Consider the following 20,438-nt stretch of genomic DNA (forward strand, 5'->3'; position numbering starts at 1 on the left):
TAAGATGAAAAAAAATATATATAAAATAGTAACCGCGACATTACTCTTTTCTTTGATTGCTACTTCATGTAGTGATGAATTTGTAGATCGCGATCCCGTTTATTCAATAGATTCTGAGAATTATTTTAATTCTAAAACAGATTATGAAAATGCTTTAATTGCTGCTTACGATCCGTTACAATCTACTTATGTAAATGTTTTGTTAGGCGAAATAGCATCAGACAACACCCTGGCAGGAGGGGAAAGTCAAACTGACGTAATAGGTTTTCAACAGGTAGATGATATGATTCACACGCCCGTTAATAGCAATGTGCGAGATTTATGGAACTGGATGTTTGGGGGTGTTAGTAGAGCTAATTATATTCTTGAATTTCAAGATAAAACCGACTTTGAAGGGAAGGCCCAAATTATTGCCGAAGCTCGTTTTTTAAGAGCTTACTATCATTTTGAACTTGTAAAATGGTTTGGAGCAATTCCTTTAAAAGGGGATGCTCGATTTAATATTGGAGACGAGAAAACAATAGCACGTTCACCAGTGGCCGATGTATATGCCTCAATAGAAGCTGATCTACTATTTTCTTCAGAGAATCTGGCTGCTGTGCCTTCGCAAAAAGGAAGAGCTACTAAAGGAGCAGCATTAGCTTTATTAGGTAAGGCATACTTATACCAAGATAATTTTGCAAAAGCTGCAACGACTTTGCAGTCACTAGTTACAGCAAAAAATTACTCATTAGTTACAGACTATAACAGCATATTTGAGGCTGAAGGAGAAAACGGAGCAGAATCTGTTTTTGAAGTACAATATACTGATGTTGAAGGAGCCGGTTTTGGTTGTTTACAATGTAGCGAAGGAAATGTAGCAGTAGGTTTTAGTGGACCTCGTAACTATTCTGGAACGCTATTTACTTCTGGTTTTAGTTTTAATATACCTACCGCTAAAATTGTGAATGCATTTGAAGTAGGCGACAATCGTAAAGACGTGGCTATCTTAGATATGAATGCGTGGGGATTAGCAACTGGTGCTACTTATGGTAAAGGATATGAAAATACAGGTTATTTTAATCGAAAATACATTCCTAGAAAAAGAAGTAGTACTGCTGCAGGTGATTTGAATTTAACAAACCCAAATAATTATAGAGCTATACGTTATGCTGATGTTTTATTGATGGCTGCAGAGGCGTACAATAGAGGAGGAATTGACGACGCTAAGGCAAGAGGTTTCTTGAATGAGGTTAGACGTCGTGCTTTTGGAGATACAAATCACGATATTACTGCTTCTGGAGCTGCCCTAACCGATTTTATTTGGGCTGAACGTAGAGTGGAGTTAGTAGGTGAGGGACACCGCTTCTTTGATTTGGTTAGAACCAAGAAAGCCGCACAAGAAATCACTGGATTTACAGCTGGAAAAAACGAATTGTTCCCTATTCCAATTGAGGAAATTCAATTTTCTAATGGTAATTGGACACAAAACCCTGGATACTAATAAAAAACATGATCATGAAAAATATAAAATACATAACAAGTTTTATCGTGGCAGCGTTAGTTTTTAGTTGCACATCTGAGAATGATTTAATTGACTTAGACACTCTTAGTGCACCTACAAATATATCGGCATTAACTACTGTAACGCAAGACAATACAGGATTGGTTACTTTTTTGCCACGTGGGGAAGGGGTGACGCAGTACGAAATTTATTTTGGTGATGGTACCACAGAACCAGCTTACGTAGCTGCAGGTGCAACAGTAAACCATGTTTACAAAGAAGGAATCTATGATGCAAAAATAGTAGGTACTACGCTTAATGGTAAAAGAACTGAAGTAATTCAAAGTGTGGTTGTTTCTTTTAAGGCTCCTGAGAATTTAGTGGTGACAATAACAAATGATTTAGCTGTTTCAAAACAAGTTAATGTCACAGCAACAGCTGATTATGCGCTGTTTTATGATGTGTATTTTGGAGAAGCAGGAAAACCAGATCCTATTGCAGCTAATAATGGAGAAACTTTGTCGTATACCTATGCTAATGCTGGTGTGTACACCATAAGAGTAGTCTCTAAGAGCGCTGCAATCAAAACCACAGAATATAGTAAGGAATTTACCGTAACTGTAGTTAACAAACCATTTACTTCTGCAGCAACACCACCTAATAGACAGGCATCTGATGTTATTTCTATTTATGGATCTAAATATACTGCTGTTGCAGGAACAAATTATTTTCCTGATTGGGGACAAGGTGGACAAGGAAGCAGCTGGTCTGAATTTGATTTAAACGGCGACAAAATGCTGAATTATATTAAATTAAGCTATCAAGGAATTGCCTTAGCTGATAATACAACAATTGATGTTTCTGGAATGGAATTCATCCACATGGATGTTTGGACAGCAGATTTAGAAAAAATTGAAACTTCGTTAATCAGTAAAATTAGTGGTGAAAAACCAGTAGTAAAGAGCTTAGTTGCAAATCAATGGAATAGCATTGATATTCCTATTTCGGCATTTACGAGTCAAGGTATGACAGTTGCAGATATTATTCAGTTAAAGTTTGTGGGAACACCATGGGCTACAGGTAGTGTGTTTATTGACAATATCTATTTTTATAAAAGTCCTGCTTCATTAATTGAATTGCCTCTTGATTTTGAGTCTACATCATTGACGTATCCTTGGACTGGCTTTGGTTCTGCTAGCTTTTCAGCTATTCCAGTTTCAGTGATTACTAATCCTGATAAGTCAGGAACTAATCTATCTAATAAAGTCGTTAAAGTTGAAAAAACTGATGGAGCGCAGGTATGGGCTGGAGTAAGCTTAGATTTAGATAAAAAAATAGATTTTAGTAAAGGTAGCAAGGTAAAAGTTGCCGTGTGGTCTCCTAAAGTGGGTGCAACAATTCTATTTAAAACAGAGGTTTCAACTTCTCCTAAAGATGGGAATGGGAATCCAACAGTTTTTGTAGAAGTGCAGAGTCAGACTACAGTAGCTAATGCGTGGGAAGTCCTAACTTTTGATTTGACGAGCTCAGCTGCATTTAGTACTGCTAATGCTTATGATCGTGTCATTTTATTTCCAGATTTTAATGTAGCTGGTACAGGAACGACTTACTATTTTGACGACATAAAACAAGCTAATTAAAAATATACAAGATGAAAAATATAGTAATAAATACAATTGCCATTTTTACACTTCTTTTAATGGTCAATTGTTCGAAAGACGATTATAGCTTTGGAGACTTAACAGCTCCATCAAACATTGAAGTAGCGTATGAAATAATTGGTGCTACGGCGGCAACTCCTGATGGAGACGGTACAGGAATGGTCAAATTTACGGTTAAAGCCGATAATGCTATTTCGTACAAATTTAATTTCACTGATGGTAGCTCTGAAAGTGTGCCAAGTGGTGTATATGAAAAACGATTTACAAAAGTAGGAGTTAATACGTACACTGTTACTGTACTTGCTTCAGGGAAAGGTGGTTTAACTTCGAATACTACTGTTGACGTAAAAGTGTTAAGCACCTTTAGTGATGATGAAGCAGTACAACTATTAACGGGAGGTACCGCTAAAAAATGGTATTTCTCTGCCTCTGAGGTAGGACACTTAGGTGTAGGTCCAAACAATGCTAACGCAGATCAAAATTATTTTGGGTTTTACTATCAAGCAACAGCTTTTGAAAAAGCAGGAGCAGCAAGTAGTAGTTGCTTGTATGATAATGTACTGACATTCTCAAATGTAAATGGAGATTTAAAATACAACTTAGATAATGGTGGAAAAACATTTTTTAACGCCGCTTTCTTAGGTGTTGCTGGTGGTTTAGGTAGCGATGATTCTTGTTTAAATTACACTGCTACTGGTACAAAATCAGTTTCATTAAGCCCATCGGCCTCTTTTGTAACTAAGAATCCAAATGCAGCGACACAAACAAGAGGTACATTAATGACAATTGCTGACGGCGGATTTATGGGGTACTATATAGGTCAAAGTACATATGAAATTCTATCACTAACAGAAAATAGAATGGTAGTACGAGCTGCGATGGGTAATGATCCAAGTTTAGTGTGGTACCATACATTTACAACTACAAAGCCATTTCAAGCTGCTCCAACAGCTGATTATACTAAGTTGGTTTTCTCTGATGAATTCAATACTGACGGTGCTCCTGATACTTCAAAATGGGGATACGATTTAGGTACTGGTGAAAATGGTTGGGGGAACGCTGAGGAGCAAACCTATACTAATGCTGCTGATAATGTGATTGTTTCTGGCGGAAGCTTGAAAATTACAGCTAAAAAAGTAGGCACAGGCTATACTTCAGCTAGACTGAAGTCAGAAAATAAGTTTGAATTTACATATGGTAAAATCGAAATAAAAGCAAAGTTAACAACGGGTAATGGTACCTGGCCAGCTTTATGGATGCTTGGAGAGGATTATGCTACAAACACTTGGCCAGGTTGTGGCGAGATTGACATCATGGAATATAAAGGCAGCCAGCCTACAACGATCTATGGTACTTTACATTACCCTGGTAATTCAGCAGGTAATGGGAATGGTGGTTCTACTACGATTGCTAATGCAGCAACTCAATTTCATGTTTACAAAGCAATATGGAGCCCTGCCTCGGTAAAGCTATATGTTGATGATGTGTTGTTTCATACGGTTGCAAATACAGCTACGTTACCCTTCAATAAAGATTTTTTCTTGATTATGAATGTGGCAATGGGAGGCACATTTGGAGGAGCAATTGATAGCGGATTTACACAATCATCTATGGAAGTAGATTACATTAGAGTGTATCAATAAATAAAATAAATAGTAAAGGTCGGTTCCGCCGGCCTTTTACTTATAAATCATAAAAGGAGCAAATGAGAAATACTATTTTATTTACGTCATTAACATTGTCAGCTGTGCTATTTTTTGGCTGTAGCCAAAAAGTAATTGCCCCTATGACAGCAATTTCTGCAACGAGTATGCTAGACAAAAAAGTAGATTCAGTTTTAAAACTAATGACACTAGAAGAAAAAGTAGGTCAGTTAAATCAATACAATGGTTTTTGGGAAATCACTGGGCCTACGCCAAAGGAAGGACAGGCTGCTAAGAAATACAACGATCTAAAAAAAGGTCTAGTAGGTTCTATGCTGAATGTAAAAGGGGTTAAAGATGTTAAGGCACTACAAAAAATAGCTGTAGAAGAAACGCGTCTTGGCATTCCATTAATCTTTGGTTTTGACGTTATTCACGGCTATAAAACAATTAGTCCTATTCCTTTAGCCGAAGCGGCAAGTTGGGATCTAGAGGCGATTAAAAAATCAGCTGAAATTGCTGCAGAGGAGGCTTCTGCGGTAGGATTAAACTGGACTTTTGCACCTATGGTTGATGTTGCTCGAGATGCGAGATGGGGTAGAGTAATGGAAGGTGCTGGTGAAGATCCTTTTTTAGGCAGTAAAATTGCAGTAGCGAGAGTACAAGGCTTTCAAGGTGATGATTTAGCAGCTAGAAATACGATACTAGCTTGTGCTAAACATTTTGCAGGGTATGCTTTTGCAGAGGCTGGTAGAGATTATAATACGGTAGATGTAAGCGAATCAGTATTGCAAAATATCATACTACCTCCTTTTAAAGCCGCCGCCGATGCAGGAGTACGTACTTTTATGAATTCGTTTAACGAATTAAATGGAGTTCCTGCAACCGGAAGCAAATACTTGCAGAGGGATATTTTAAAAGGAGATTGGAAATTTGATGGATTCATCGTTTCTGATTGGGGCTCTATTAATGAAATGATTGCTCACGGTTTTGCAAAGGACAGTAAGCAAGCTGCAGAAATTGCCATAAATGCAGGATCAGATATGGATATGGAATCGAGCGCTTATGTTGAACATTTAGTGGCATTAGTTCAAGAAGGTAAAGTAGAGCAGCGCTTAATAGACGATGCTGCAAGACGTATTTTGAAAGTGAAATTTGAATTGGGTTTGTTTGACAATCCATACAAATACTGCGATGAGGTTTACGAAAAAGAAACAGTAGGAAAAGCAGCTTTTCAAGAGGCAGTTTTAGATATGGCCAAAAAGTCTATTGTGCTATTAAAGAACGAAAAGGAGCTATTGCCTTTGAAGAAATCAGGGCAAAAGATCACTATCATAGGTGCACTAGCAAATGATAAAACAAGTCCTTTAGGTAGCTGGCGAATCGCTGCAGATGACAATACAGCTGTCTCAGTCCTTGAAGGGATGAACATGTATAAAGGCAACCAAATCACCTATAGAAAAGGGGCTGATGTTGCTACAGGTAGAACGCAGTTTGTGTGGGAAACTAAAATCAATGAAGATGATAAAAGCGAATTTGCTGCTGCTGTTGCAGCTGCAAAAGATGCTGATGTTGTTGTAATGGTATTAGGGGAGCATGGTCTACAATCAGGTGAGGGTAGAAGTAGAACTGATTTGGGCTTACCGGGTGTACAGCAAGAATTACTTGAGGAAGTTTATAAGGTAAATAAAAACATAGTTTTAGTTTTAAACAATGGTCGCCCCCTGACTATTCCATGGGCTGCTGACACAATCCCAGCAATTGTAGAAGCATGGCAATTAGGGACGCAAAGTGGTAACGCAATCGCTCAAGTTTTATATGGCGATTATAACCCTAGTGGTAAATTACCAATGACTTTTCCTAGAAATGTAGGGCAGTTGCCTATGTATTACAATTACAAAAATACAGGAAGACCAATCATGAACGAGCCAGAAAGTGTTTTTTGGTCCCATTATATTGATGAGAAAAATACGCCTCAATTTGCATTCGGATATGGGTTGAGCTATAGTAAATTTGAATATTCTAATCTTGAGTTAAGCAGTGACACATTTGCTAAAAGCGGAAAAATAAAAGTGACCGTGCAAGTAAAAAACACAAGTAAAGTGGCTGGAAAAGAAGTGGTACAATTGTATATTAGAGACATTATAGGAAGCGTTACTCGTCCCGTAAAAGAATTGAAAGGATTTGAAATGGTCGAATTAAAAGCTGGAGAAATGAAGGAAGTAAGTTTCCAAATTGACCAGAAAACGATTGCTTATTACACTGCAAATAATATTTGGGAAACTGAGGCAGGTGATTTCAATGTTTTTATTGGAGGTAGCTCTGATAAAACATTAGAAGCAAATTTTACTTTTACAAATAAATAATCTGATGAAAAATACAATACTATTATTGCTAGTTAGTACGGTGTGTTTTGCACAGCAAGGTACGAGAAAATTAGTATGGGAAGAAAATTTCAACGATAAGGAACTAAGCGATAAAATATGGAACTTTGAACTAGGAGATGGTTGCCCCAATTGTGGTTGGGGCAATAATGAAAGGCAACTTTATACTAAGGAGAACCATGTTATGAAAGAGGGAAAATTAGTAATTACTGCAAAAAAGGAAGCTGATAATTATACGTCAACGCGTATAACAACTAAGGGAAAGAAAGAATTTAAATATGGTTACTTTGAGTCTAGAGCTAAACTACCGCTAGGAAAAGGTATTTGGCCTGCGTTCTGGATGTTAGGTTCAAATATTGACGCTGTGGGTTGGCCCAAATGCGGCGAAATTGATATTTTGGAATATGTAGGTAAGGAGAGAAATACCGTTTTTAATTCTTTACATACTCAGGCAAGTCACGGTAATACTATTAATACTAAAAAAACAGAAATTAAGGGAATTGAATCTGGATTTCATGTATATGCAGTTGACTGGACTAAGGATCACATCGACTTTTTTGTAGATGGTCAATTAATGTACCGTTTCAATCCTGAGGATAAAAATGAGGCTACGTGGCCTTTTAACCAGCCATTTTACTTTTTAATTAATATGGCAATAGGTGGCAACTTTGGTGGTCCCAATGTAGACGACACAATATTTCCTCAAAATTTTGAAATTGATTACATTAAAGTGTATCAATAAATAGCTATTTATATAGTGAAAAGTAACATTTGTACCCCTAAACGCTGTTTTACATACGGTTAAGTGGTACAAATGTTAAATTTTCTTAATTTTATTTGCTGGTTAAAAAAAATAATCACTATTTTTGAATCCGATACTAACCATAAATCAATAGAAGCCTATATCATAACATTACTTTTTTACTGGAAATTATTCCAATTTTAATAAGAAATTAATAAGTATGACTATGGCTACTTTAGAACTCCCTGATGGATTATTGGTTCAAAACTATATTGCAGGAAACGAAAACTCTTTAGCAATATTAATTAAAAGACACGAATCTCGTATTTACGGATTTATATACTCCAAAGTGTCTGATAGAGATATATCCAATGATATTTTTCAAGATACCTTTATTAAAGTCATTAAGACCTTAAAATCGAACGCTTACAATGAAGAAGGTAAATTTTTACCTTGGGTAATGCGTATCGCGCACAATCTTATCATCGATCACTTTAGAAGAAATAAAAAAATGCCATTGTATAGAGAGACTGAAGAGTTTTCTATATTTTCTATAATGTCTGATGATTCTCTTACAATCGAAAACAAAATAATTGCTGAACAAGTAGAGGTAGATGTGCGAAGGTTGCTAGAAGAACTACCTGTGGACCAGAAAGAAGTTTTGGTTATGCGCATGTATCAAGACATGAGTTTTAAAGAAATTTCAGAGGTAACGGGAGTAAGTATAAACACATCACTAGGAAGAATGCGCTATGCCTTAATGAATTTAAGAAAGGTAATTGATAAGCATCAAATTGTTTTGACTAACTAACAATATAAGATATAATTGCTCGTTGTTATAGTATTAAAATACCTTAATGACATGGCAAAAATTTACTCTAAAAAATCATTGACTTCTATTGCAATGAAACCTGAGAAAGAAGTAGTTTCTTTTTTATTAAATTATTCTAAAGCGTTGCATGTTTTGAAAACGAATCAAAGTCTTTTCGAAATTAACGCTAACTAGAAAAAAAAACTCTACTACTAAATTTTAGTAGTGGAGTTTTTTTTTATCCTAAATTTTTAATTATTCCGTTATTGGCGTTTCTTTCATTGTTTTTTCCTTAGCCTTACGCTTTTCCTCAAGAATAGCTTCCTGTTGCTTAGCGGTTACCATTAATCCAATCATCATGATCACAGCTGTCAATAATATCACTTGAATAATCAACGATTTGTTTACCTCTGGAATCGTACTGAGTGGGTCTATAGACAAGAACAGTAAAATAGTAATTAAACCTCTAGGCGCTACAAATAGTAATGGAAACATAGGTATTTTTGATAATTTCAATTGAAGGTATCTAAATCCAAATAATGCTATAACGATACCTATTGCCCAAACAAGTGTATCGGTATTTATTATTTCGGCTGTTTCTATTAAGTAACCAAAAAGTAAAAAGAATAATGCACGTACTAAGAAAGTACCTTCTACCATTAATTCTTTAAATTTTACCACCTCTTTATTTAATAAATCTAATCTAAAGCGCTGCGCCCATTTAAAATGATTTAATTCGTCTAAGTTACCAATCGATAGTCCAAATACTAAAATAAAGATTAGCGCTGGTAAATGGAATATTTTTGAGATCTCATATATTAATATCACAAGTAATATGATAGGAACAAATTTTATGTGATGATCAATCTTGTTCAATAAGAAAGATAATAAGATCGTTGCTACAAATGAGATAGCTATAATAATAAGTATTTCAAGACAGAAGTAACCAAAAGTTTCTAGACCAAAGTTGGTGTTAAACGCAATGAAATTAAAGAAAACAACACCAAAAATATCTGATAAACTGCTTTCATAAATAATAAATTCTTTTTGACTTGAACTTAAATTACGCACACTAGGTATAGCTATGGCACTACTAATCACACAGAACGGAATGGCATTAGTAAGGCAATCTTTAAAAGAATATCCGCCGTAATAATGGAAAGCGTAAGCTAGTGAGAAGGCTAGTCCTATTAAGGGTACAAATGCTCCTAGAGATGATTTTTTTATAAGGCCAATTTTGGATTTATTCAATTCTAGCTCTAGAGAACCTTCTAATACAATCAAAATTAGACCTATAGTTCCTAAAATGGGTAATGTTGAAGTTAAGTCTGGGATCTCTAATTCGAAAAAAACAGTCACTTGACGCACAAGCCATCCCAAAACAAGTAATAAAATTACCGAAGGAATCTTTGTCATAGAAGCTGTCAAATCAAACAGATACGCTACCAGAAGTAATAAACAAAGCGAAATTATTATAGTCATATTATATCAATTATTTAATACTGAATACAAAAGTAGCTAAAGCAACTATTTGTACCATGCAGGCAAGATACTACTTTAGGCCAACAAAATGGTATATATTTAGTAGTACAAACGGTATAATGTTGTTAAAATTCCATCAGTACAATAGAAATCCATATTTAATTCTAACAATCTGTCTCCTTTCAAATTTTTTTAATTTGAGATAAATTTTTCAATAACTTCTATTATAAGTTAGCTAATTAATTTTTTTACAGTTACGATTATCTATAAAGTATTAAATCATCAATTCTTTTAACTTGTCAATAGTTATAGGCTTAACAATGTAATTACTAACAGCGTCATATGATTTAGCCTTTTCAATATCTTCAGGATCTACAGAGCTGGTTATGATGTAAATTGTAATTTCAGTTTTGTTAGGTATTTGAATAAATTCATCTAGAAATTGCCAACCGTCCCATACTGGCATATTTAGATCAAGCAAGATGATGTCAGGTAATTTTTCTTTATTTATAATGATCGCTTTTAGATTTTCATAGGCTTCTTTCCCATTATGGAAAATCATGAAGCCTTCACAAAAATTTGTCAATTGCATTATTCTCTTAGTACCAAAAATAAAAATGGGATCATCATCGATGATACAGGCTATATTAATTTTTTTCATATCTAAAATATACTTTAAAGGTTGTTCCTATGTTTTCTTTACTCGCGACTTCTATTTTCCCGTTAATGGCTTCCACTTGATTTTTAGTAATAAAAAGACCTATTCCTCTTGCGTCTTTATTATTATGAAAAGTTTTGTACATACCAAAAATTTTGAATCCATTTTTCTTTAAGTCGATGCCAATACCGTTATCTTCAATAGATAATACGATATAATCTCCTTTAATTTCTGTGCTAATTTTAATTATTGGATCTCTATCTTCTGAACGATATTTAACAGCATTAGTCATGAGATTTAATAAAATACTTTCTAAGTAAGCTGCTAATGCTAATACTGTAACATCCTTGTCAATTGTATTTATAATTTCAACATTTGAATTAAAAAGTATTGAATGCATGTTTTGAATTGTGTCGGCTATAGAGTCATATAAATTAATGCTGTGCAAATTTTCATTGACGGCACTATTCATGAGGACTACCTCGTTGAGGTGCATAATAGTTTCTTGAAGATTTGTTGAAGCAGTTTTAAGCATACTGATTAATTCATTTTCTAATAAATCAGGTTGCTCATGTACGGCGAGGTCCATCATCATGGTAATATTTCCCGAGTGCGATCTTAAATTATGAGAAACAATGTGGGCAAAATTCTTTAATCTTTCATTCTGACCTTTGGCTACATTTAATAATGTATGAATTTCTCTCTCTGTTTCTTTTATGTATGAAATGTCTACAGCAACTCCTAGATAACCGGTAATTCTCTCATTTTTCTTTACAGTTGTAACCGTCAATTGCACTGGGAACTTTGTTTTGTCTTTCTTAATGTAAGTCCATTCTCTTGTGTCATATAGTCCCATTTGTGCCGGTAAAGTAAACACATCAAAATCATTGACAGCATGATTATATGTTAACGATAATTCGCTTGCTCTACTACTTATTTCCTCCTGTGAATGAAATGTTAATGGTGTTTTTTTTAATATCATTTCCTCTCTACTGTAACCAAGCAGGTTTTCGGCTCCTTTGTTGAAGGTGCAAATTAGACCATTTACATCTGTTTCAATAATTGCAACCTGTGTGCTGGAGTCAATTAATCCTTCTAATCGCGACATTGATTCAGATAATTCATTCTTTGCCTTTTTTTGTTCCGTTGTGTCTACTATTTGAATGATGAAATATAGAGGCTCTTGGTTTTCATCTCTAACTATTGAAGTAGATAAAATGGCACTAATTATCGTATTGTCTTTTTTAATAAACCTTTTTTCTAATTGGTAGTACGAGCGCTTGCCTGCAACGAGTTCATAGATCAAGGCTAAATCGCTATCAAGATCTTCTACATGGGTCAAGTTTTTTACACTCTGCTTTACAAACTCCTCTGTTGTATAGCCTAATAATTTTGCTAAGCTGTTGTTTACTTTTAGCCATTTTCCATGAACATCTAGCAATCCCATTCCTATGGCTGCATGTTCAAAATTACCTCTAAAAGTCTCTTCGCTCAAGCGTAATTTTTCTTCAATTTCTTTTCTTTGGCTAATATCATCGGAGTATATAATGACACCAGCGACAGCGCCATTATCAGCATACCATGGTTTTATTTCCCACTTTAACCACATGTTTGAACCGTCTTTTCTAATAAAAAGGCAGTCTTTACCTTGGCTTGCAATTCCTTGAAGCGATTTTTTGTAAATATCAACCCATTCTACAGCTATGTTAGGAAATAAATCATATTGTGATACTCCTACAATCTTTTCTTCAGTCAAATGATAATCTTCCTTCCATTTTTTAGAAGCTACTAGATAACGCATCTCTTTATCAAACATGGCAATGGCAGTAGGAGTCTGCTCTATAAATAACATATTACGCTGGTTGATTTTTTTTTGTTCAGTAATGTCATAATGCGTTCCAAACATCATTAGTGGTTCATTATTCTCAGTCCAAGTAATCACCTTTCCTTTATCTAAAATCCATATCCAGTGTCCGTTTTTATGTTTCATCCGGTATTCAGCTTCATAATATTCTGACTTTCGATCAAAATACTCTGAAATTTTTAGCTTCGAAAACTCAACGTCATCTGGATGCACTAACTGCTCCCATTTTTGAGTGGTAATAGGTTGTAATTCTGCTAAAGTGTAGCCAAGAATTTCTGTCCACATTTCACTATGATCAGTTTCATTTGTTTGGATATTCCACTCCCATGTTCCAATGTTAGAGCCTTTTAAAACGCTTAAAAGTTTCTCTTTTTCTATTGTGAGTGCAATATTACTTTCCTTAAATACTGTAATGTCCTGAAAAGTACCGGAAACTCTAGTGCAAATACCATTAACGAATGTAGGACGGCCAATTGATCGCACCCATTTACTGTTGCCTTTACCGGTAACTATTTGTAGTTCGTGATCAAAGTTTCTCCCTTCTGATACTGCTAGTGCAAAGGATTTCTCAATGACTATTCTGCTCTCGCCATCTTTGTAAAAATTGATCGCTGTATCAATTTTGGGACTGTAATCTGGAGCAGTTTCATGAATTGTTTTAGTAACATCGCTCCAGTAAAGTAAGTCGCTTTCAATATCAACTTCCCAATAACCTATGTTAGCAGCCTTATTACATTCGTCTAAAAATGCCTCTTTCTTTTGTAGCAGTTCAAAATGTTCTTTTATCTCTTGAATATCGTGTTGCTCACTAGTGTTTTTTGCTTTTTTATAGGCTTTTAAGACCGCATACACTTCATCGTTATTGTCATAAATAAAATGAAGTTTGCATGTCGTTTTAACAATTTGGCCATCTGTACATTTGAATGTTACTTCTTGAGTATCAATCTCTCCTTTTGCTGTTTTAATTAGTGGAAAAAAATCAACGATAAAGGGATCAAGTGCCACCGAATCTGCTGGTGGAAGATCATTTTTTAACAAAGTTTGCAAGGCAGGATTAACCCAGTTCAAATCTGGAGCACTTATATTAGAGTATGATAAACCATCTAGTGCATGCTCTTGAATAAAATCAAAAATAGCACTGTCGTTTTTTACTAATTGGTAAAGTTCCTCCTTGAGATAAATCATAGCTGTACTGGAATTGTAATGTGCCTTTGTTGATAGCAAGTTGTTAATTTCTAATCGAAAATAGTAAAGTAGTAGGTAGTAAATATACTATTATTTTATTAGAAGTATTTTTGAGCCAAACAATGACTATAAATTAAATGACAAAACAGACAATGGGGAGAAAATAATGTTTTGTAAATTAGTGGTATAGCCGCAGACTATTTTTTGCAGCATTTAATTCTTGTTCTAGCATATCGATTTTCTCTAGTAAGTTAAGCACAACTGCAATTCCTTCGGTGTTAATATCAAGATCTTTGTGAATTCGAATCACTTTTTCTACTTTAATAATCATATCGTGTTCTAAATAATACTCTTCATTTACAGTAATTATTTCTATGATTCCCAAGTCATTTAAATTTTCGAAAAAAATAATCTCCAGTTCGTAGTGACTTGCTATTGATTTGATTGCTATTAAATTTTCTAAATTCATGGTGTACTTATTTTAGAAAGTTCGTTAAATAATTCTTTTTCTTTATCAGATAATTGTTTTGGAATAGAAATAGTATACGTTATATACAGGTCACCAAAAGCGCCTTCTTTTTTATAAAGAGGGAATCCTTTTCCTTTTAATTTGACTTTAGCATTGTTTTGAGTTCCAGCGGCAATAGTCAATTTTACTTTTCCATCAAATGTATTTACGGTAATCTCTCCACCTAAAACGGCAGTGTATAATGGTAATTCGACCAGGGTGTAGAGGTTGTCTTTGTCTCGTTTAAAATCAGCATCGTTGTCTACAGAAAATGTAATGTATAAATCTCCCTTAGGACCACCAGAAACTCCTTCGCCACCATATCCCGGAATTTTTATCACTTGTCCGTTTTCTACTCCGGCAGCTATGGTGATTCTGATGTTTTTACCGTTCACATTAAGTGTTCGTTTATGACTAGTGTACGCTTCTTTTAAACTTAAGTGTAGCGCTGTGGTAAAATCTTGTCCTTTATATTGTTGACTGCGACGTTGACCACCTCCACCACCAGATTGATTGAACATTGATTCAAAAAAATCAGAATAATCAGCTCCTTCAAAGCCATTAAAGCCTCCTTGTGGGCCACTGCTTTGTTGCCGTTGTTTCTGTTGCTGTTGTCTTGATTTTTCGTATTCTTCACCATGTTCCCAATTCTCACCATACTGATCGTACTTTTTCCTGTTCTCAGGGTTGCTCAATACTTCATTAGCTTCGTTAAGTTCTTTAAACTTTAATTCGGCTTGTTTGTCATTTGGGTTTAAATCAGGATGGTGTTTTCGGGCCATTTTGCGGTAGGCCTTTTTAATTTCAGTCTCTGTTGCTTTTTTATCTACACCAAGGACTTTGTAATAATCTATAAATGCCATGTTTACATTTTTTTTATAATTACTTAATTACACATTTGACTACCTAGTTATTGTTAAGCAGAGAACAAATATGCTCTCTCAAATTTACTCAAATTTCAGCAGATAAGTCCTCATAACATTTTTTATTTTAGGTGTTTAATTGTTTTTTATAAACCAATTACTAATCATAATTATAAATGACATTTTCAATTTAAGTCGACTTTTCTTTATTTTTTTTTCTAAAATCACTTGGTCGCAGCTTGGCAATTTCAAAGAAAGTATTGCTGAATGTAGCCAAGCTATTGTAACCGGAAGCGTAGGCTATTTCGCTAATAGATAGATCGGTTTGCAATAGTTTTTCCATGCTTAAGATAATACGCGTAAGTTTTACATATTGTAAAAACGAAATGTTTAGATTTTCTCTAAATAAGCGCGATAAACTGCGACTACTTAAACTGAATTTTTCGGCAATATCTTTTAATTGTAAGGTTTGATCAACATTAAAATAAATATGTCTAAGAATGGGGCGTAACCTAATATTTGTAGTGGTAGGAAGCACAACTGCTAGTGCCGTTTTATTTGTTGAGGCGATTACATTTCCTAGCGTTTTTACATACAAATATTTCTCAGATTCTTTTTTCATGATGTTTTCACTCCAATTTTCAGTAAACGAGATCATCTCTAAAACCAATGTTGACACAGGATAAATTCCCATTTTAGAATGAAAGCTGTTTGACGCTAATGCCTGTGGAGGAATATAAATGTTGCGCATCATAGTAATAGATGTTCGCAATTCTATAAAATGATCTAGCCCTGCTGGAATCCATACAAAGTGGCGTGCAGGCAAGAAATAGGAATTCTCCTTAGTTTGAAGGTATGCTACACCACCCTCAATATAGGTTAGCTGGTGCTTGCTGTGGTTGTGCATGTCTAGTCGTACTTCCACATTACTATGGTACACATAACTAGATCGTGGAAATTGATCCACTTTTTCTAGAAATGATAGCTCTTGAGAAGGTGTTTTATGGTTGTTTTGCTTCTGGCTCATATTGACAAATATATGGCTTATTTGGTAAAATAAGACTTGAAAATATGTCGCAATTTTGCTCTTTAATTTTTATCTAAATATGTATTCCAAATTTTTCATGAAAAAGATATTGTTATTTGTAGTAATAACTCTTCCTTTTATAGCACATTCTCAGGGTATTATAAAGGATAGTATACCCATCACACTCCATCAAGTTTGGGAGAAAACATTCGAAAATAGTAAGCAAATAAAAGTCAATCATTTGCAAGTTTCTGCAGGTGAAGAAGCTATAAAACAGGCTAAAAGCAAACAACTACCAGAAATAGGTTTTAATGCAAACTATGGTAAACTAGCTAATATTCCAGTATTTACTAATGGTATTTTGCATGATGCAAATTTCATTCCGCTTGAAGATCATTCAATCTATGGCGCTACACTAGACGCTTACTTTGATATCTATAACGGACACAAATTAAAAACCAATATTCAAAAAGAGGTTGTCAAAAAAGAGTTAGCACATTATATAGAGGAGGAAACAACTGAGACAATTCATTATCAAGTTGCGACATCCTACTTAAAATTACAGTTGTACTTACAGCTAGAAAAGTTAGTAAAGCAGAACATAAAGCAAAATGAAGAACGACTAAAGCAAATTGAAAAGTTGCACAACGCGGGCGTCGTTTTAAAAAGTGATTTGCTTAGAGCGCAGTTGCAGCTATCAAAACAAAAAACGGCACTAACGACAATTGTTAATGACCAGCAGCTAGCCATGCAGGAAATTAACATTTTTATGGGCGATCCTGATGATCAGGTTTTGAAACCAATAGATCCTATAGATTTAGAACTAAACCGTGTAGCCCTAAGTTATGATCAATATGTGGCAGCCGCGATAATTAAATCACCATTGCAGAAAATTGAAGAGCAAAAGCTAGCTTTAAGTGAATTAAATATTAAAGCACTAGAAGCTGATAAATTGCCTAGAATAGGTTTGTTTGGGGATTACAACTACTCCTACCCTCAGATAAAATTGTATCCTTATGCAAATGCGCCTTATTTATTAGGAGTTGTGGGCATAAAAATGTCTTATGATATTTCATCAATATACCACGATGTTCATAAAGACGCTGTCGCAAAAATTCAGTTGGAGCAGCAAAAAGTAGCGCAACAAGATGTGCAAGATCAATTGCGCAAAGACATAAACAGAGCCTACAAAAGATACCAAGAGGATAGAGAGAAAATTGAGGAATTAGAGTTGAATATTAAACAGGCAGCAGAAAATTATCGCATATTAAATCAAACTTATTTCAACCAACTCTCTTTAATCACTGAATTGCTTGACGCAGATACGCAGTTGTTGCAAGCACAGTATGATTTGGCTTCAGCTAAAATATCAGAACAATTACATTATTACCAATTACTTAAAAATACCGGAAACTTATAAAATGGCAACAAATACTGAAAAACACGAACGCATCGATAGAATTACTGTAAAAATCACCTACGGTATTGGGATACTTGTCCTTGCCTCATTATTGATTTATGGATCAATTACTTTGTACACCATGTATCAATATGAAGAAACAAATGACGCTCAGGTAGAAGAATATATCAACCCAATTTTAAGCAGAACAACTGGTTTTGTGCAAGAGATTAAATTTAAAGATCATCAGCGAGTACACAAAGGAGACACCTTATTAGTTATTGATAACAATGAATCATTAATGCAATTGCAAGAAGCGCTGGCAATGGTAAGCGCTGCAAAAGCGTCTCTATTAGTCTTGCAAAGTAATACGATGACCTCTGTGAGTAGTGCCTCGATTAGTCAAGCTAATATTGCTGGTGCAAAAGCCAGACTGTGGCAACAGCAGCAAGAATTTAACCGTTATGAAAAACTGTTAAAAGAAGAAGCGGTGACTCCGCAGCATTTTGAAATGATCAAAACTAATCTTGATATCGCTAAAGCAGATTACCAAGCATTGCAGAATTCATATAAAACAGCTCAAGGCAAAATTAATGATGTTGATACACAAGTAGCTGTAGCCAAAGCAACGGTGCAACAAAGAGAAGCTATCGTGGCAACTATTCAACTGAATTTATCTTATGCAGTGATTACAGCTCCAGCAGATGGAGTGATGGGAGACAAAACATTGCAAGTAGGGCAGCTAGTACAAAAAGGGCAAACATTAGGGTTCATTGTAGATCAAGATCAAGGTAAATGGATTGTTGCTAATTTTAAAGAAACTCAAATTGCTTCAATGCAAGAAGGTCAAGAGGTAGAGATTACAGTTGATGCTTATGACAATCAAACGTTTCACGGTAAAATTCAGTCGCTAGCACCTGCTACAGGATCTCGTTTTTCATTGCTTCCTCCTGATAATGCTACAGGTAATTTTGTGAAAATAATTCAGCGTTTTCCGGTGCGAATTGCACTTACAGATGATGCTAACAAAACTAAAAATCTACGCGCAGGGATGAATGCTGAAGTATTAGTATCAAAAAAATAATACAGCATGAATCAGCCATCATTAATTTTTAAAGATTGGATGCCCAAGTGGCTTATAAAAGTAGTGATCTTCCTAACCATTTTGCCCGTAATCTGCATGTTAGCTGGATATATAGGTGGGATTGCTAGTGCGGCTAGTTATTACGGTTTAGATCCCACTGATATTCAGTTTTCAATTGTGCTTTACTACATTGGGATCGCTAGTTTCTTTCCCTTAGAACGCAGATTCTATACGTACTTTGCTTCTCGAAGTTATTTCTTATTGAGTGTATTGCTGTTCACGGCAATTAATGTCACCCTATACAGCACAAGCAATCAAATGACTTTTATGATTTGTCGCTATTTAGGTGGCGTGGTCAGTGTTTCTTTAATAAGCATTATTTTGAATCTTATTTTTGCTCAATACCATTCTAATAGGGCAAGGATTTTAGGGTATGCAGTGTTCTATGGTACACTTTTAATTTCGAATGCATTTTCGTATTTATTCGATGCGTATATTTTTCAAAATTATGATTTCAATGTACTGTATCTAGCAATTATTTATGTACAAATACCCGGTGTTTTGCTATTGTTTTTTAGCCTTCGAAAAAACATTAGACTGCATGAAAAAAGAATACCGCTGTTTAAACTGGATTGGTCAAGTTATATTATTTACACTACCATCTTGATTACGATTGCTTATGTAATTCTTTATGGGTTTTATTATGACTGGTATAATAGCGGCCGCATTTGGTTTTGCTCAGTTGTAATTGTACTGATGGTTGCTGTTTTTATCATTAAGCAGCGACACAGCAAACGACCATTTATAGATTTAGAAATTTATAAATACCGCAATTTCAAGTTAGGTGCCGTTTTATTAATGTTGTACTATGTTTGTAAAGGAGATTTAAGTGTGGCTAATTCATTTTTTCTTGATGAGATGCATTTAGATTCTTATAACTATGCCTACATCATGTTTGTAAATGCGGTAGGCATTGTCATAGGAATCAGTGTTACTGCTCGCTTTATTCTTTTAAAACATCCTATGCGGCTAATTTGGATTACAGGATTTGCGTTTCTATTGGTTTACCATATCCAGATGTTCTTTGTTTTTGGCTCAGAGGCCAATGTGCGATCGGTGTTATTGCCGCTGTTTTTTCAAGGGTTAGGAAACGGAATATTGATGCTATCCATCGTGCTTTTTCTAATCACATCAGTACCAGAGTCTAAAAGCTTTTCAGCTTCGCTAAGTGGGGTTTCTTTTCGGTTTTTTGCTTTTACTTGCAGTCTAGCTTTAGTGTCTTTTATGAATTTTAGACAGGTAAGTGTTCATTATGAGGTGTTAGGTAGAACTGTAAACACGTTAAATACCGCAGCCACACAACGCTTGCAATTTTATGAGAGTACAGCAGCGTTGAACGGTGCATCACCATTAAAGGCTAAGGTTATGGCCAAGAAATTATTAGGTAAAGCGGTGTCTAGCCATACTAATTTACTATTTGCTAGAGATTACTATTACTACATGGGAATAGCGATTGCTTTCATCATGTTAGGAATTACTCTATTACCACACTTGCATTACCATTTTAGAAAAATTGGTTCCAAAATAATTCCTATATAGAACGAAAAAAAGCCATCAAAAATAATTTTGATGGCTTTTTAATTT

Annotated in this window: 16 protein-coding genes; 10 read left to right on the plus strand and 6 right to left on the minus strand. The window is 34.8% G+C overall.

Features of this window, described 5'->3' with window-relative positions:
- The first annotated feature begins 4 nt into the window (after window positions 1–4).
- The 7 genes from HNQ00_RS12605 to HNQ00_RS12635 all read left to right on the plus strand — a co-directional run bounded on the left by HNQ00_RS12605 (window position 5) and on the right by HNQ00_RS12635 (window position 8,919).
- The gene (locus tag HNQ00_RS12605; RefSeq protein ID WP_173838854.1) at window positions 5–1,483 is read left to right on the plus strand and encodes a RagB/SusD family nutrient uptake outer membrane protein; all 1,479 of its coding nucleotides are present in this window, start codon (window positions 5–7) and stop codon (window positions 1,481–1,483) included.
- A gap of 14 nt (window positions 1,484–1,497) precedes the next feature.
- Window positions 1,498–3,123 (plus strand): hypothetical protein, encoded by a 1,626-nt coding sequence (locus HNQ00_RS12610; protein WP_173838855.1) that lies wholly within the window; start codon window positions 1,498–1,500, stop codon window positions 3,121–3,123.
- An 11-nt stretch (window positions 3,124–3,134) separates the two neighbouring features.
- Window positions 3,135–4,787, plus strand: a complete 1,653-nt coding sequence (locus HNQ00_RS12615) for a family 16 glycosylhydrolase (protein ID WP_173838856.1) — start codon at window positions 3,135–3,137, stop codon at window positions 4,785–4,787.
- A gap of 143 nt (window positions 4,788–4,930) precedes the next feature.
- Window positions 4,931–7,153, plus strand: a complete 2,223-nt coding sequence (bglX, locus tag HNQ00_RS12620; protein WP_371739235.1) for a beta-glucosidase BglX — start codon at window positions 4,931–4,933, stop codon at window positions 7,151–7,153.
- A 4-nt stretch (window positions 7,154–7,157) separates the two neighbouring features.
- Entirely contained in the window at window positions 7,158–7,913 is a 756-nt protein-coding gene (locus HNQ00_RS12625) for a glycoside hydrolase family 16 protein (RefSeq protein WP_173838858.1), read from the plus strand.
- Window positions 7,914–8,139: 226 nt separating this feature from the next.
- On the plus strand, window positions 8,140–8,724 hold the full coding sequence (locus HNQ00_RS12630) for an RNA polymerase sigma factor (RefSeq protein ID WP_173838859.1): 585 nt from the start codon (window positions 8,140–8,142) through the stop codon (window positions 8,722–8,724).
- 51 nt (window positions 8,725–8,775) lie between these two features.
- Window positions 8,776–8,919, plus strand: a complete 144-nt coding sequence (locus HNQ00_RS12635) for a hypothetical protein (protein WP_173838860.1) — start codon at window positions 8,776–8,778, stop codon at window positions 8,917–8,919.
- A 60-nt stretch (window positions 8,920–8,979) separates the two neighbouring features.
- Here HNQ00_RS12635 and HNQ00_RS12640 read toward each other — a convergent pair whose 3' ends face one another.
- From HNQ00_RS12640 to HNQ00_RS12665, 6 genes are all read right to left on the minus strand, one after another.
- On the minus strand, window positions 8,980–10,206 hold the full coding sequence (locus HNQ00_RS12640) for a cation:proton antiporter (protein WP_173838861.1): 1,227 nt from the start codon (window positions 10,204–10,206) through the stop codon (window positions 8,980–8,982).
- A 274-nt stretch (window positions 10,207–10,480) separates the two neighbouring features.
- Window positions 10,481–10,867, minus strand: a complete 387-nt coding sequence (locus HNQ00_RS12645; protein ID WP_173838862.1) for a response regulator — start codon at window positions 10,865–10,867, stop codon at window positions 10,481–10,483.
- On the minus strand, window positions 10,854–13,913 hold the full coding sequence (locus HNQ00_RS12650; protein ID WP_173838863.1) for a PAS domain S-box protein: 3,060 nt from the start codon (window positions 13,911–13,913) through the stop codon (window positions 10,854–10,856). The genes HNQ00_RS12645 and HNQ00_RS12650 overlap by 14 nt, the downstream gene beginning before the upstream one ends.
- Before the next feature lie 178 nt (window positions 13,914–14,091).
- Window positions 14,092–14,382: a chaperone modulator CbpM gene (locus HNQ00_RS12655; RefSeq protein WP_173838864.1), complete on the minus strand. Its 291-nt coding sequence runs from the start codon at window positions 14,380–14,382 to the stop codon at window positions 14,092–14,094.
- Complete coding sequence (locus HNQ00_RS12660; RefSeq protein WP_173838865.1) at window positions 14,379–15,284, minus strand: DnaJ C-terminal domain-containing protein; 906 nt, start codon at window positions 15,282–15,284, stop codon at window positions 14,379–14,381. Before HNQ00_RS12660 ends, HNQ00_RS12655 begins: the two co-directional genes overlap by 4 nt.
- 190 nt (window positions 15,285–15,474) lie before the next feature.
- A complete protein-coding gene (locus HNQ00_RS12665) occupies window positions 15,475–16,311 on the minus strand; it encodes an AraC family transcriptional regulator (protein ID WP_173838866.1) in 837 nt (278 codons plus the stop codon).
- A 97-nt stretch (window positions 16,312–16,408) separates the two neighbouring features.
- Between HNQ00_RS12665 and HNQ00_RS12670 the strand changes: the two genes are divergently transcribed.
- The 3 genes from HNQ00_RS12670 to HNQ00_RS12680 are packed head-to-tail and all read left to right on the plus strand — an operon-like array spanning window position 16,409 to window position 20,393.
- The gene (locus tag HNQ00_RS12670; protein ID WP_254598519.1) at window positions 16,409–17,731 is read left to right on the plus strand and encodes a TolC family protein; all 1,323 of its coding nucleotides are present in this window, start codon (window positions 16,409–16,411) and stop codon (window positions 17,729–17,731) included.
- A gap of 1 nt (window position 17,732) precedes the next feature.
- Window positions 17,733–18,794, plus strand: a complete 1,062-nt coding sequence (locus HNQ00_RS12675; RefSeq protein ID WP_173838868.1) for an HlyD family secretion protein — start codon at window positions 17,733–17,735, stop codon at window positions 18,792–18,794.
- Between the two features lie 6 nt (window positions 18,795–18,800).
- Window positions 18,801–20,393, plus strand: coding sequence for an MFS transporter (locus HNQ00_RS12680; protein ID WP_173838869.1), 1,593 nt, complete (start codon window positions 18,801–18,803; stop codon window positions 20,391–20,393).
- Window positions 20,394–20,438: the final 45 nt, after the last annotated feature.

The organism is Flavobacterium aeripolare (assembly GCF_013294025.1).
GTDB lineage: Bacteria > Bacteroidota > Bacteroidia > Flavobacteriales > Flavobacteriaceae > Flavobacterium.

Coding starts and splice junctions, on each gene's coding strand:
- HNQ00_RS12605 (WP_173838854.1), top strand. CDS start 5: ATGAAAAAAAATATATATAAAATAGTAACCGCGACATTACTCTTTTCT.
- HNQ00_RS12610 (WP_173838855.1), top strand. CDS start 1,498: ATGAAAAATATAAAATACATAACAAGTTTTATCGTGGCAGCGTTAGTT.
- HNQ00_RS12615 (WP_173838856.1), top strand. CDS start 3,135: ATGAAAAATATAGTAATAAATACAATTGCCATTTTTACACTTCTTTTA.
- bglX (WP_371739235.1), top strand. CDS start 4,931: ATGACAGCAATTTCTGCAACGAGTATGCTAGACAAAAAAGTAGATTCA.
- HNQ00_RS12625 (WP_173838858.1), top strand. CDS start 7,158: ATGAAAAATACAATACTATTATTGCTAGTTAGTACGGTGTGTTTTGCA.
- HNQ00_RS12630 (WP_173838859.1), top strand. CDS start 8,140: ATGGCTACTTTAGAACTCCCTGATGGATTATTGGTTCAAAACTATATT.
- HNQ00_RS12635 (WP_173838860.1), top strand. CDS start 8,776: ATGGCAAAAATTTACTCTAAAAAATCATTGACTTCTATTGCAATGAAA.
- HNQ00_RS12640 (WP_173838861.1), bottom strand. CDS start 10,206: ATGACTATAATAATTTCGCTTTGTTTATTACTTCTGGTAGCGTATCTG.
- HNQ00_RS12645 (WP_173838862.1), bottom strand. CDS start 10,867: ATGAAAAAAATTAATATAGCCTGTATCATCGATGATGATCCCATTTTT.
- HNQ00_RS12650 (WP_173838863.1), bottom strand. CDS start 13,913: ATGATTTATCTCAAGGAGGAACTTTACCAATTAGTAAAAAACGACAGT.
- HNQ00_RS12655 (WP_173838864.1), bottom strand. CDS start 14,382: ATGAATTTAGAAAATTTAATAGCAATCAAATCAATAGCAAGTCACTAC.
- HNQ00_RS12660 (WP_173838865.1), bottom strand. CDS start 15,284: ATGGCATTTATAGATTATTACAAAGTCCTTGGTGTAGATAAAAAAGCA.
- HNQ00_RS12665 (WP_173838866.1), bottom strand. CDS start 16,311: ATGAGCCAGAAGCAAAACAACCATAAAACACCTTCTCAAGAGCTATCA.
- HNQ00_RS12670 (WP_254598519.1), top strand. CDS start 16,409: ATGAAAAAGATATTGTTATTTGTAGTAATAACTCTTCCTTTTATAGCA.
- HNQ00_RS12675 (WP_173838868.1), top strand. CDS start 17,733: ATGGCAACAAATACTGAAAAACACGAACGCATCGATAGAATTACTGTA.
- HNQ00_RS12680 (WP_173838869.1), top strand. CDS start 18,801: ATGAATCAGCCATCATTAATTTTTAAAGATTGGATGCCCAAGTGGCTT.